The 13,973-nt window shown below is 69.0% G+C and carries 9 protein-coding genes and 2 pseudogenes; 9 read left to right on the top strand and 2 right to left on the bottom strand.

From position 1 onward, the window contains the following. The first annotated feature begins 6 nt into the window (after positions 1-6). From SPHPHY_RS0102060 to SPHPHY_RS22735, 9 genes and pseudogenes are all read left to right on the top strand, one after another. Positions 7-1,332, top strand: coding sequence for an outer membrane beta-barrel protein (locus tag SPHPHY_RS0102060; protein WP_022685052.1), 1,326 nt, complete (start codon positions 7-9; stop codon positions 1,330-1,332). 32 nt (positions 1,333-1,364) lie between these two features. After that, positions 1,365-3,482 (top strand): GumC family protein, encoded by a 2,118-nt coding sequence (locus SPHPHY_RS0102055; RefSeq protein ID WP_022685051.1) that lies wholly within the window; start codon positions 1,365-1,367, stop codon positions 3,480-3,482. Between the two features lie 55 nt (positions 3,483-3,537). Next, on the top strand, positions 3,538-4,824 hold the full coding sequence (locus tag SPHPHY_RS21675) for a lipopolysaccharide biosynthesis protein (RefSeq protein ID WP_022685050.1): 1,287 nt from the start codon (positions 3,538-3,540) through the stop codon (positions 4,822-4,824). Then, complete coding sequence (locus SPHPHY_RS21670) at positions 4,821-5,714, top strand: glycosyltransferase (protein ID WP_022685049.1); 894 nt, start codon at positions 4,821-4,823, stop codon at positions 5,712-5,714. The genes SPHPHY_RS21675 and SPHPHY_RS21670 overlap by 4 nt, the downstream gene beginning before the upstream one ends. Continuing rightward, positions 5,711-6,586, top strand: a complete 876-nt coding sequence (locus SPHPHY_RS18915; RefSeq protein ID WP_231370460.1) for a glycoside hydrolase family 16 protein — start codon at positions 5,711-5,713, stop codon at positions 6,584-6,586. The genes SPHPHY_RS21670 and SPHPHY_RS18915 overlap by 4 nt, the downstream gene beginning before the upstream one ends. Then, positions 6,583-7,395, top strand: a complete 813-nt coding sequence (locus SPHPHY_RS0102035) for an aldo/keto reductase (protein WP_022685047.1) — start codon at positions 6,583-6,585, stop codon at positions 7,393-7,395. Before SPHPHY_RS18915 ends, SPHPHY_RS0102035 begins: the two co-directional genes overlap by 4 nt. Further along, positions 7,392-9,053 carry an FAD-dependent oxidoreductase gene (locus SPHPHY_RS0102030; RefSeq protein ID WP_022685046.1) on the top strand — a complete coding sequence of 554 codons (1,662 nt, stop codon included), beginning with the start codon at positions 7,392-7,394 and terminating at the stop codon, positions 9,051-9,053. The genes SPHPHY_RS0102035 and SPHPHY_RS0102030 overlap by 4 nt, the downstream gene beginning before the upstream one ends. Positions 9,054-9,474: 421 nt before the next feature. Next, a pseudogene (locus tag SPHPHY_RS22425) lies at positions 9,475-10,668 on the top strand (esterase-like activity of phytase family protein); the annotation flags it as partial. 183 nt (positions 10,669-10,851) lie between these two features. After that, positions 10,852-10,962, top strand: a pseudogene (locus SPHPHY_RS22735) (PEPxxWA-CTERM sorting domain-containing protein); the annotation flags it as partial. A gap of 530 nt (positions 10,963-11,492) precedes the next feature. Here the strand turns inward: SPHPHY_RS22735 and SPHPHY_RS0102020 are convergent. Both SPHPHY_RS0102020 and SPHPHY_RS0102015 read right to left on the bottom strand, forming a co-directional pair. After that, entirely contained in the window at positions 11,493-12,854 is a 1,362-nt protein-coding gene (locus tag SPHPHY_RS0102020) for a Coenzyme F420 hydrogenase/dehydrogenase, beta subunit C-terminal domain (RefSeq protein ID WP_022685044.1), read from the bottom strand. Then, entirely contained in the window at positions 12,838-13,905 is a 1,068-nt protein-coding gene (locus tag SPHPHY_RS0102015; protein ID WP_022685043.1) for a polysaccharide pyruvyl transferase family protein, read from the bottom strand. The genes SPHPHY_RS0102020 and SPHPHY_RS0102015 overlap by 17 nt, the downstream gene beginning before the upstream one ends. Positions 13,906-13,973: the final 68 nt, after the last annotated feature.

The raw sequence follows: 13,973 nt of genomic DNA, 5'->3' as shown, positions 1-13,973 counted from the left end.
CACCGTATGCTTCTTCCTTCTGCCCGTCGCGCGCGACGGGGCCGTTCGGCCGCCTCGCTGCTGTTGGCGACGGGTGCGCTGCTGACGGCGGGCGTGCCGGCGGCGCAGGCACAGATCTCGCAGGCGGTGCTCGATACCGGCATCCCGTTCGACCTGCCGCGGACGGATCGGGTGACGGTGCTGCAACGCGCGCATCCGGAGACGGATGCGCTCGGCGTCCACGCCGGCGCCTTCCTGGTCTTCCCGCGCGTCGACATCGCCGCCAATGCGACCAGCAACGTGTTCGGCGCCACCAGCGAGCCTGTGTCGGACGCCTATGCGACCCTCGCGCCGCGGCTCGACGCGGTCAGCGACTGGTCGCGCCACCAGGTGCAGGCGCACGTCCGCGGCAACTTCCGCCGCTTTCTCGATTACTCGATCAAGAACGAGAACGGCTACGACGTCGGCGTCGACGGCCGGCTGGACATCATCGGCGATTCGAACCTGCGCGCGGCGGTGAACGCGGATCGCATCTACATCAACCAGCTGTCGGGCGACTTCCCGCGCTTCTCCGCGGCATCGGTGCCGCTCGACCGGCAAGTGTCGTCGCTGCGCGGCACCTATGCGCTCAATCGCCTCCAGCTGATCGGCGACGTGAACGTCACGCGGCTGAACTACGGCGACACGCGGGCGCTCGACGGGTCGATCATCGACCAGGATTATCTGGATCGCACCGCGACACGACTGACGGCGCGTGCCGAATACAACATCTCGCCGGTCACCTCGCTGTTCGTGCAGGGCATCTACACGCTCCACGACTACAAGGCGGTCAACGTCGATTTCGACCGTAGCGGCAACGAGCTACGCGTGATCGGCGGCGCCGCCTTCGATCTGACGCCGCTCATCCGCACACGGATCGGCGTCGGATATCTGACGCGGCAATATGATGCGGCGGCGGTCTCGAACCTCAGCGGCCTCGCCTTCGATGCGCAGCTCGATTATCTCGTCACGCAGCTGACCACCATCACGCTGTCGGCGCGGCGCGACATCCGCGACGCGATCGTCATCGGCTCGCAGGGCTATACCGCCTCGCGCGCGACTGCCGAGGTCGACCACGAGTTGCTGCGCAACCTGATCCTGGTGGCGCGCGCCGACTTCGAAAAAGACGACTTCGCGCGCATCGACCGGAACGACCGACTGTTCCATATCGGCGCGAGCGCGCTCTACACGCTCAACCGGTCGATGGTGCTGACGCCGTCGATCGACTATTCCAACCGCGACAGCAGCGGTGCCCAGGTCGGGCAACGATTCAACGAATTACGCGCAGGGCTGAGCCTGACGTTGCGGCGCTGAGCCGGAACGTCGGCGGTTAAAGAGGGTAAGCGATGGCGGATGCGACAAACGTGCGGCTCGAGGAGCGCCAGGACCTGGCCGGGCTCTTCTCCCGCCTGAAGCGGCACCTGCCGATCATCCTGGCCTGCGTGGTGCTGGCCGTGGTGCTCGCCTGGGCGATCAGCACGATCCTGCCGCGCCGCTACACCGCGGGTGCGCAGCTCGAATACACGCCGCAGAGCGCGATCGCAGGCGCGTCGCAGGCGCCGCTGTCCGATCTGGCGCGCGACGCCAAGATCGATGCCGAGGTGCAGACGATGAAGTCGCTGCCGGTCGCCGTGCGTGTCGTCGAACAGCTGAAGCTGGACCGCGACCCCGAACTGCGCAGCGCCGCACAGGAATTCGCCACCAACGCCGCCACCGGCAAGCAGGCGATCGCCGGCGCCCTGCTCACGAACATGTCCGCCGCCCGCGTCGGCACCACCTCGCTGTTCGAAGTCGGCTACACCGACAAGAACCCGCTCAAGGCGATGCAGATCGCCAACGCCTTCGCACAGGCGTTCATGGTGGAGGACATGGAGACCAAGATCGCACAGTTCCGCGATGTCGATGGTCGCCTGAACGCCCAACTCGACGAACTGCGCCGCAAGGTGGAGCGCGCCGACGCCGAGGTCGCGGCCTACCGCGTCCGCAACAACTTGCTGGGCCAGCCCGATTCGGTCACTGCGGAGCAGGAAATCTCCTCGATCCGCGGCGCGCTCGCGTCGGCACGTGCCGAGGAAGCCGCGGCGCGCGCGCGCAGCGCGGTCAGCGGCTCGACGATCGTCGGCGGCGGCAACAACAGCCCCTACAGCACCGCCACCATGTCCTCGCTGCGTCAGCAGCGCGCGCAGGTCGCGGCGCGCGTCGCCTCGCTGCAGTCGCGCTATGGCGAACGCTACCCGGCGCTCGCCGACGCCCGGAAGGAACTGGACGCGATCGACGCGCAGCTGACCGGCGAGATGCGCGACCTTTCGCGCTCGGCCGGCAATGCGTCGCAGGCCGCCGGATCGACGACTGCTTCGCTCGAGGCCAGCCTCGCCGCCGCGCAGTCGCGGCTCGCCAACAACGTCCGCTCCTCGGTCGACCTCGCCGAACTGCAACGTACCGCGCAGAACGCGCGTGATGCCTATCAGCAGCTGCTGACCACCAGCACGCAGCAGAATGCGCAGCAGTCGATCATGCGTTCGGACAGCCGCATCGCGGCGCCCGCCGCGCTGCCGCTCAAGCCCAGCTCGCCGAACGTGCCCGTGTTGCTGTTCATGGGTGCGGTCCTCGGCCTCGCCGTCGGTCTCGCGATCGCCTATGTCCGCGAGCGTTGGGTGCAGGGGCTCGACACCGTCGACGACATCGAGACGATGCTCGGCGTCGACTATTTCAACAGCGTGCCGACCCCGGCATCCTCGATCGAGAAGCCGCGCACCAGCGATCCGGCCGAGGCGACGCTGCTGCATCCGCTGTCCGCCTACACCGAATCGTTCCGCAATCTCGCGACCAGCCTCAGCTTCACCGCGGCATCGGTGCAGGGTGGCAAGATCCTCGGCATCACCTCGGCGCTGCCCAAGGAAGGCAAGACCACCACGTCGATGTCGGTCGCGCGCGTGCTGGCGACCGGCGGCTCGCGCACCCTGCTGCTCGACACCGACCTGCGTCGCCGCTCGATCTCGGTCGCGCTCGCGCCGCAGGCGCGCGCCGGACTGGGCGAGGTGCTGGCCGGCACCGCGACGCTCGACGACGTGATCCTGCGCGAGGAAGCGACCGGGCTGGACGTCCTGCCGCTCGCGCCGACCGTCAGCACCTCGCCGCACATGTTCGAGACGCCGGACTTCACCGCGCTGCTCGCCGAGCTGCGTCGTCGCTACGACCATATCGTGGTCGATACCGCGCCGGTGCTCGCGGTCGCCGACACGCGCGTGCTCGCGCATCACTTCGATGCGCTGGCGATGCTGGTGCGCTGGCGTTCCACCCCGGCGCGCGCCGCGCGCGCCGCGCTGCATCAGATCACCTCGGTCGGCGCGGGCGTCACCGGCGTGGCGCTGACGATGGTCAACCTCAAGGTGCAGTCGCAGTCCGGCTTCGGCGATCCCAGCGGCTATGCCGACTACATGAAGGATTATTACGCAAAGTCGTGAGGCGGGTGCAGCTGCACCCCGCTCCTTGCGCCGACCGCGCCTGATGGCATCGTCCTTGCTCCTCACCCTGCCCGCGCGCTTGCGCGACCGGCGGCTGGCGCGGCTCTTCGCACTGGCCGACCAGGGCTTCCAGGGACTGGGCAGCATCGTCGCCAGCGCGATCCTGGGGCGCAGCCTGCCGCCTGATCAGTTCGGCGCGGTCGGCGTCGCGATCGGGGCCTATTACGTCGTCGCCGGCTTCCACCGCTCGGCGATCACCCTGCCCTACATCACCGAGCATCGTGAGCCCGGCGAAACGGTCGACGATCGCCGCTACCATTCGGACTGGTGGTGGCTGAACGTGGCCGCCGCGCTTGCGCTCGCGATCGCGCTGGTCGCGGTGGCCGCGGTGATCGGGCTTGCGCTTCCGGCGCAACGCTGGCTCGCCGCGCCGCTGATGCTCGGCGCCGCGATCACCCCGCCGCTGCTCGCCGCAGATTTCGTGCGGCGGTGGTTCTACAAGCAGGAGCGGGCGTGGCTCGCCGCGCTCGTTTCGGCGTTGTTCTTCGTCGCGCTGATCGCCGGTGCGTTGATCGCGGCGCACATCCATCCGGATGCGCGCGCCGGCGCGGCCGCGTGGGGGCTGGCCGCCGCCGCCGCGACGCTGCCGGCGCTGTTGGTGCTCCGTCCCACCGCCCCGGCCGCGGCGCGCGCATGGCAGCGTTTCGTACCGCACGGCCGCTTCGCGGGCTGGCTGTCGGCCAACATCTTCCCCTACACCGTCTACAGCACCGCAACGGTCGTGATCCTGATCGGCGCGCTGCTCGGACCGGCCGCGGCAGCGGTGTTCACCGCGGCGCGCACGCTCACCAATCCGGCGGTCAGCATCGTCTCGGCGATCGATTCGACCGACAAGCCACGCGCCGCCGCCGCGCTCGCCAACCACGGCACGCCCGGGCTGCGCCGCGCGATCGGCAACACGCGCCGCACGCTGATCGTGCTGACCGGCGGCTATCTCGCCGCGGTCGCGCTGTTCGCGCATCCGCTGATCGCACTGGTCTTCCACGGTCAATATTCCGGGGTCGAGCGCGACGTGCAATTGCTGTGCGTCGCCTTCTTCCTGTTCTGCCTGAACCAGCCATCGGAAACGTTGCTGATTGTGCTGCGCGCCAGCCGCACGATGTTCGTGACCCGCGCCGCCACCGCGCTCGTCACGCTCGCGGCGCTGGTGCTCGCGATCCCGCACGGCGTGCCTGGCATGGCGATCGCCATCGCGGTGAGCCAACTCGCCAATATCGTGCTGCTCGGCATCGCGGAGCGTCACGCGCTGCGTCGCCATACCCTGTCGGAGACGCCCGCATGACCGTCCGCTTCTCGATCGTCGTGCTCACCTACGCGCGCGACGCGATCCTCGCCGAATGTCTCGCCAGCCTCGCCGCCTGTGTCGGCGGGCGCGACGATTACGAAGTGGTCCTGGTCGACAACAATGCCGAGCGCGGCGACCGTGCCGCGCTGCTCGACCGTTTCGCGCACAGCCAGTATCTGTTCTCGGGCGGCAACAAGGGCGTTCACGCCCGCAACGACGGCTTCGATGCGGCGCGCGGCGAATTCGTCATCCTGCTCGACGACGACGTGATGGTCGAAACGCCGACGATGCTGGACCTGTTCGCGGCGCGCTTCGAAGCGGACGAGCGGCTCGGCGCGATCACGGTGCGCAAGCACGTGCGCGGCGAAACCCGCCGCCGCGTCGACCTGATCCCGCACACCCGCAAGGACGTCGACCTCACCAGCACCTTCCTCACGTTCCGCTTCGTCGGCGGCTGCGTGGCGTTCCGCACGGCCTGCCTGCGCGAGGTCGGCGGCTTCCTGCCCGACTTCTTCTACGGGCTGGAGGAGATCGAGCTGTCGTACCGGATCATCGATGCCGGATGGCGGATCCGCTACGATCCCGCGGTCTCGTGCGAGGAGCTGGAGCATCCCGCCGGCCGTGACGCGAAGAAGCGCGTGCAGACGCAACGGCTGGCGAACAAATACATCATCAGCTATCTCAGGATGCCGTTTCCGGAGGTGCTGGTGAACGCCGCGCTCTTCACTCCCTACCTTCTGCTGCGCCAGCGCGGGCAGGCCAGCGTCGCGGGCGCCGTGAAGCAGTTCATGGCGTGGCGTACCCGTCCCGACCGTCCGCCACGCAAGGCGATCTCGCGCGATACCGCGGCCTATATCCGCGCCTGCGGCGGATCGGTGTGGCGATGATCGTGCGGCTGATGCTGCTCGGCGCGGCGCTGTTCGCGGGCTGGTCCGCTAGCGGCGGCGCTGCGCCGCTCGACCGCACGCGACTGCGCCCTGCCTTCGCCGAGGAATTCGATCGCGCGCCCGATTTCTGGAGCGCCACGAAGAACCCGCGCGGTCGCTGGAAGACCAATTACTGGTTCGGCGTCCAGCCGACCCGCGCCGACAAGGGCTGGGAGCCGCGCACGCTCGCGCCGAACGGCGAACTGCAATATTACGGCGACCCGGCGGAGGGGATGTCACCGTTCGAGTGGAAGCCCGGCATGCTGACGATCGCGGCGCGCCCGAACCCGTACCGTGCCGATCCGGCCACCAATCATCTGCCGTATCTGTCGGGGCTCATCACGACCGAACGCTCGTTCAACTTCACCTACGGCTATGTCGAGGCGCGCGTCGCTTTTCCCAGCGGCAAGGGGATCTGGCCGGCGTTCTGGCTGCTGCCGCAACCATCGGTGAAGGACGGCAAGCAGCAGCAACCCGGCCCGATCGAGATCGACGTCTTCGAGTCGATCGGCGAGCCCGGCAAACTCTACTTCACATGGTTCCCGAACCTGCCGAACCAGCAGAAGAAGGGCGACGGGATGCCGTGGCAGAGCGGCACCGACCTTTCGCGATTCCACACCTACGGGATGATGGTCACGCCCCGCGAGCTGATCTGGTATTTCGACGACCGCGCGGTACGGCGCGTGCCGAACCGCGATTATCACCAGCCGCTCTACGTGCTGCTGAACCTCGCGATCGGCGGCAAGTGGCCCGGCGCGCCCGCCGCGGACCAGAAATGGCCTGCGCGGATGCGGATCGACTGGGTGCGCGGTTACCGGCTGGCCGGCCGATGAGCGCGGTCTCGCGCCTCGGGCTGGGCGGCAGCAAGTTCGGCTCGTTCGCCAACCCCGCCCCCGCTGCCGACAGCGAGCGGCTGGTACGGATCGCGCTGGACCTCGGCGTCAACGTCCTCGACACCGCCAGCATCTACGGACAGGGCGACAGTGAGCGGATCATCGGCCGCGCCATCGCCGGTCGTCGCGACGCCGCGTTCGTCGTCACCAAGGGCGGGCAGACCTTTTCCGCAAAGTACCGGCTGCTCCGCACCGCCAAGCCGTTGGTGCGCGCATTGCTCGCGCGGCGCGGCGGCGCCGGCAACACCGTCACCACGCAGCGCAGCGACGCGATGCGCAGCGACTGGCGTCCGCGCGCGATCGTCGCCAGTCTCGAGACGTCGCTGAAAAGGCTGCGCACCGATCGCGTCGACGCCTTCCTGCTCCACAGCCCGCCCGCGCACGTCGCTGCCGAGCCCGAACTGGCGCTCGCACTGGTCGCGGCGCGCGCGGCAGGCAAGGCGCTGCGCATCGGCGTGTCGTGCGATGATCTCGCCACGCTCGACGCCGCGCTCGACCAGCCCGGGTACGATGTGCTCGAACTCCCGTGGAACGTGCTCACCACGCTCGGCCGCCGCGCCGAGACGATCGCGGCGCGCGGCCACCTCGTGCTGGCGCGTGAAGTCGTGGTGCAGCAACCCACGCTCAGCCCGGCGCAGGCCGTGGCGCGCGCGATCGCGCATCCCACGGTCGCCTGCACCGTCGTCGGCACCGGCAAGCCCGAGAATCTGCGCGCGCTCGCCGCCATCGCACGCGGGTCGGCGCGATGATCGTCGACGCTCGCCGCGCCGGGCTACCCGACCGTATCGATGCCGATGTCGTGATCGTCGGCGCCGGCCCGGCGGGGATCACGCTCGCGCTCACCCTCGCGGACGCCGGACAGGAAGTCGTGCTGGTCGAGGCCGGCGGCGATCGTTTCGACAAGGCCGGGCAGGAATTCCTGCGCGCGCAGTCGGTCTCCCCATCCTCGCACTCGCCGGGCGAGATGTATCGCCGCCGCCAGTTAGGGGGCACCAGCGCGGTTTGGGGGGGCCGCTGCATCCCGTTCGACCCGATCGATTTCGAGACGCGCGACTGGATGCCCGCCGCGCGCTGGCCGATCGCGCATGACGAGGTCGCCCGCTTCTACCCGCAGGCGATGGCACTTGCGGAGGCGGGTGCGGCCGATTTCACCGCCGACGCCGCAAACCCCGCGCTCGCCCCGGCACTCCCCGGCGCCGCCGAGGACGTCGTCACCGAACGGATCGAGCGCTTCAGCCACCCGACCGACTTCGGCGGCTGGTATCGCAAGCGGCTGGCGCAGGCGCCGCGGCTCCGCGTCCTCACCAACGCCCCCGTCGAGCAGATCCTGACCGATGGCAGCGCCGCCACCGGCGTTCGCCTGCGCCTGCGCGACGCGCGCGTCACCGTCGCCGCTCCGCGCGTCGTCGTCGCCGCGGGCGGGATCGAGACGGCACGCCTGCTGCTCGCCAGCGACGAGACGCACCCGGTCGGCCTCGGCAACGCGCACGACCTGGTCGGCCGCTACTACCAATGCCATCTCGAAGGCACGCTCGGCACGATCGCCTTCCACCCGCCGGCCGGCCACGCGCATTTCGACTATTTCCGCGCCGCCGACGGCACGTATTGCCGCCGCTACCTCTGGCTCGCGCCCGCGGCGCAGCGGCGCGAGCGGCTCGCCGGCATGGTGCTGCGCCCCGCGCACCCCAGCATCGTCGATCCCGCGCACCGGCACCCGGTGCTTTCGGCGATGTACCTCGCCAAGAACATGATCGTGCCCGAATATGCGCGCAAGATGACCGCGCTGGAGCATGACGAACGCGCGCAACGCCGCGGGTCGAGCGCCGCCTTTCATGCCGCGCACTTCCGCAACGTGCTGCTCGGTGCGCCGCGGCTCGCCGGGTTCGGGATCGACTGGACGCGCCGCCGCATCCTCGCGCGCCGCAAGCTGCCGAGCGTGCTGCTCGCCGAGCCCGGCGGCGTCTACCCGCTCGACCTGAACGGCGAGCAGGAGCCGCACCGCGACAGCCGCGTCCTGCTCGGCACCGAGCGCGACGGTGCGGGGCTGCGCCGCGCGATCATCGACTGGCGCTGCACCGCGGAGGATCGCGCGCGAATGATCGCGGGCGTGCGCGTCATCGCGGCGGCGGTGAACCGCAGCGGCGTGGCGACGATCACGCTCGCCGACGAGGAAGCGCAGGCGTGGAGCGACCACCCGGTGCCGGTCGGGGGCCACCATATCGGCACCGCGCGCATGGCCGACACACCGACGGAAGGCGTGTGCGACGCCAATTCCGAAGTATTCGGCACCCGCGGCCTCTACATCGCCGGTGCGGCCGCCTTCCCGACGTCGAGCTTCGCCAACCCGACGCTGACGCTGCTCGCACTGACGCTGCGGCTGGCCGAGCATTTGCGCACTGCGCGCTAGGCGGAATCGACGTTCAGCGCCTTACGAATGCCGGGCTGATCGGCCCATGAAGATTATCCATCTGTCAGGGCGCACCGCGCTCGCACGATCGGGCAGGCTTACTACCTTTGCCCGTCATTGCGAGCAGAGCGAAGCAATCCAGCGTTCCGCGCGGCTCCCTCGATTGCTTCGTTACGCGCGTAATGACGGCGCTTGCGGGGCGCTGGCTGAATGTCGATTGGCGCTGGCCTCATCCGGGATCGGCTCATCCGCACGTGATCGCCCGATCGAGACGGTCGATCCGCGTGACCGACCCACAGGCGCAGGCGGCGACCCCGACCGTTCTTTCCCGAACACGCTTCTGTCGCGGAACCGACGCACGATCGTCACTACCCCGCAATAAGACTGCGCCAGATGCATAGGTTAACAGGGGGTTAATTTTATGCGTCTGTTCTTGCTTGCCGCGTGCGCTACGATCGCGTTCGCACCGCTGCCCGCCGCCGCGGTCACGCTGATCTCGTCCTACTCCATCGCCAACGGCACCGATCTGTCCGGGCTGCCCAACGTCGGCGACAACCGTTTCGGCGGGTTCGGATCGGATCTCAGCTACGACGCGAACACCGGCACCTTCTGGAGCACCACCGATCGCGGGCCGGGCGGCGGCGTGCTGTCCTATGCGCCGCGCCTGCAGGGCTTTACGCTGGACATCGACGCCGGCGGCAAGATCAACGGCTTCACGCTCACCAACACCGTGCTCTACCGCCAGGGTGCCGACACCTTCAACGGCCTCAACCCGCAGTTGCTGAACGGCAGCGTGTCGGATCTCGGCCGCTCGCTCGATCCCGAGGGGCTGGCGCGGCTCCCTAACGGCAACTTCCTCGTTTCCGACGAATACGGCCCGTCCGTCTACGAATTCGGCGCCAACGGCCAGTTCGTCCGCGCGTTCGAAGTGCCCGCGAACCTCGTGCCGCGCGACGCCGACGGCAACGCCAATTACATCGGCGGCGCGGGGACGATCACGACCGGGCGACAGGACAATCGCGGGTTCGAGGGGCTGACCGTCAGCGCCGACGGCAAGACCGCTTATGCGATCCTCCAGGATCCGCTCGTCGACGAGGGCCGTGGTCCCGATGGCGCGGCGAACGGCGTCTATGGGCGCAACACGCGCATCGTGCAGTTCGACGTCGCTACCGGCAAGCAGACCGCGCAATTCGTCTATCAACTGGATGCCGTGGCCGACATCAACGCGGGCATGACCAAGAACCTGTTCGACGCCGACAAGCAGGGCCGCTCGATCGGTGTGTCGTCGTTGCAGGCGGTCGGCGGCAACAAGCTGCTGGTGCTGGAACGGGACAATCGCGGCTTCGGTGTCGACGATCCCACCGGCAACAAGCAGGTCGGCTCCAAGCGCATCTACGAGATCGACCTTACCGGCGCCACCGACGTGAAGAATGTAAGCCTCGCCGGCAGCAACGCGCTGCCCGCCGGTATCGTACCGGTCACGAAGACCAAGACCGCGTTCCTCGATATCGCCGCCGCGCTCAAGAAGATGGGCTTGCCGGTGCCGGAAAAGATCGAAGGCTTCTCGTTCGGTCCGCGGCTGGCGGACGGCAGCTACACGCTGATCATCGTCACCGACAACGACTATTCGGTGACGCAGAGCGGCAGCGGCCAGCAATTCGACGTCTGCACCAGCAGCCTCGGCGGCAAGGGGACCAGCACGCAGGTGACGCTGGGCACCGCCTGCCCGGCCGGCACCACGCTGATTCCGAACATGGTCTACAGCTTCAAGCTGAGCGCCGCCGAATATGCGCAGCTGACCAGCGCGGTGCCGGAGTCTGCGACCTGGGCGATGATGCTGACCGGCTTCGGCCTCGTCGGCGCCACCCTGCGCCGTCGTCGCAAGCCGGCGGTCCGCGCCGCCACGTAAGCGGCGGAACGGTGAACGCGAACGTACCGTCCGTCGCGCCTGACAGGATGACGTGGGGCTGACCAGAATACCGTCATTGCGAGCGTAGCGAAGCAGTCCAGGGCGTCCTGACCCGCCCTCGGATACTCCGCCACGCTCGCAATGACGGACCAGCTTCAGGTCATCGCGCGACAAGCCCGGCCTTTCCCCGTGTCGGGCAGCAGCAAACCCCGCCGCAACGGCGCATCTACCACCCGGAAGTCGACGGCGTTTGCGGCTCACCACCAAACCCGAATTGGCGATCATGATGAGCGCGGCACGGGCGGTGCCCTCCCGTCTCACCAGACCGGGAAGACGCAGCACTCCGCGACACGCCCGGAACCACCGTCATAAGCAGCACGCAGCGCGCATCCCGAACGGCACGCATGAGGATCGGTACGCCGGCTTTTGGCCAAGACAGCCTGTGGGTCATGTCGTCCCACCCGGCCAGCCGGATGCCGGACAACCTCCGCGCCCGAACACCCCACGCGGCCCCCGCCACGCAACGCTCGCTACTTCGGTCGCGCGTCCGGCAGCACGCGGTCGATCCACCCGCCGAGCCGTCCGTGCGACCACGCCAGCCCGCGGTACACCGCCAGCATCCCCCGCGCCCACATCGTGTAACATGCCGGCTTCCCCGACCACCGCGCGAGCCGCGCCAGCCGGTGACTGTCGCGCGCGATCGCGTGCCGCATCCGGTACACCAGCTTGCGCCGCAACGGCAGCGCCGCGCCGGGCGCCACGCGCTTTACCGCGCGAACGCCGCGCTTGCGCCATGTCAGCCGATACGCCAGCCCCTCGCGCCGATGCCGGAACCCTGCCGCCTGCGTTCCCTCGACGAACGCGGCATCCACCTCCGTCAACGCCAGCCGCCCGTCCACCACCGCCGCCGCGATCATCGCATGGATTTCCGGCGATCGCGCGATGACCACGTTCGTCCCGCGCCCGTCCGACGAATAGGGTTCGACCCATGCGTCGCCGAACGCCACGTCGGCGGTCTCCGCCACAACGTCGTCGCACCAGTCGCAGGCCGGATTCTGGAAGAATCCCGCGCCCCAGTCGCCATCGGCCAGGTGCCACCAATCCTCGGCGCGACTGCTGCCGTCGTCGAGCGTCAGATGCGCACGGTACCAATTGGCCGGCCGCGCGGCGTCCTTGATCCGGTAATCGACCGCTTTCACCTGCGCGATCGGCGCACCGAGCTGCCACGCGAAACTGTCGACCAGCCGTGCGCTTTTCTGATGTCCGCAGAATAATCCCAGCAGGTGCGTAACCCGCTCGGCGATCACCGGATCGCTCCGCCGCAACAGGTGCAGCGCCTTGATGAAGCACGGCACGCCGACCACCGCGTAACGCCCCGGCATCGCGCGGATCGCCGCGATCACGCCGGACAGTTCGACGGGGTAGTAACGCGACTTCGCGCCGCCCGCGATCGCGTCGGCATCGCGTGACAGCCCGTAGGCGAAGAAACGTCCGTCGCTCTGCGGATCGGCCACCGGCGCGACATGCGCCACCGCATCGACCGCGCCGGTCCGCAACAGCTCGGACGCGACCCAGCTCACCATCCCACCCGAGCTGCCGTTGGTGCGGAAGCCGTCCTCCGCGACATGCCCGACCCAGTTGGATTCGAACCGCCCGAGAAATGCCGTCTGGGCCGTCGGCGCCGGGAAGCGCTCAGCCGCGAGCACGTCTTCGTTCGCCGCCGCCGGCGAGAACGGGCAAATCGCCGCGACGTCATCCTGTCCGGCCGCGACCTCCGGCTTCCACAGCCCGTCGCGGTCCATCGCCATCGTCGCCGCGCACCCGCCGCAGCCGATGCACAGCCCCGACCGCACGATCTCCCGCGAAGACAATGTCTCAGCCAAGCGCGGCACCCAGGAATTGCGTGGAGGCGGCGCGCAACGCCGTGATCCGCGCGCCGATTCGCGCATCGTGCGGCTCGGTCAGCAGCGCGTCATAGTCGGCGTCCGGCGTCTCAGCGGCGACGATGTGCCGCCGCGCATCCAGTGCCGCGGCGAGGTCGCGGACCTTGTTGAAGCGATATGGCGACGGCGCGGTCACGAACGGCGTCCCGTTGACCAGCGCGAACACGCACCCGTGGAAGAAATTGGTGACCAGCGCGCTCGCCCCCGCTACGCGCGCCGCGAACGCCTCCGGTCCGGCGTCGATCTCCTGCACGTCCGCCCAGTCGTTGCGATAACCGATGCTGTGGAGGGCGATGCCGTGCCGCCTGCTCCAGCGGCGCAGCGCCGCGGCCAGCCAGTCCGGAAAGCCGTGGCCATAGACCAGCGCATATTTCTCCCGCGCCGCCTCGCGTGGCACGCGATCCGCGAATTGCAGGACGGGGTCGAGCACCAGCGGTGGCCGCACGCCGAGTGCCTGTCCGACAAGGTCCTGCGCATTGGCGTCGCGCACCGACACCGCGGTGAAGCGCCGAAGTCGTTCCGCCCATTCCGCGCCGACGCCGTCCGCCGCGTCATGGTTGCCGAAGCTGGCAGCGTAGGAAACCAGCCGCTCCGCGCGCAGACCTTCTCCGAAGAACACCGCCTTGCCCGCATACCAGGGGTGCCGGAAGTTCCATACCTCGTCGCTGCCGACCACCACGGCGCGTTGCGGGGCGAGCGCGACCGGATCGTCGAGCGCGAACGCCGCCGAGCGCGGCAGCGCGTCGATCGCGGGCGCGAACTTCCGCACCTTGGCCTTGTACGCCGGCAGGTCCTCGCGCCGCGTCCGCGTCGGCAGCGCCGGTTGCAACGCGCACCGCCACTCCGCCCGCACCACCGTGTCGCTGTGATGGTCGAGCAAATGCGCGTCATGCCCCATGGCGCGCAGCCCCTCCACCAGGCAGCGCGCCTGCCAGTAGGAGCCATAGTTGATGCAACGGTGGAAGGTCAGCACCCCGACCTGCGCGGACGATTCGATCATTGCGCCCCCAATCCACGGGAAAGCGCCGTAGTTCCAGCACAATGATGCACGCCGTCACCGTGACGATT

The organism is Sphingomonas phyllosphaerae 5.2, from assembly GCF_000419605.1.
Classification (GTDB): domain Bacteria; phylum Pseudomonadota; class Alphaproteobacteria; order Sphingomonadales; family Sphingomonadaceae; genus Sphingomonas; species Sphingomonas phyllosphaerae_B.
The sequence above is the reverse complement of the archived record's forward strand: the minus strand, read 5'-3'. Positions and strand labels throughout refer to the sequence as shown.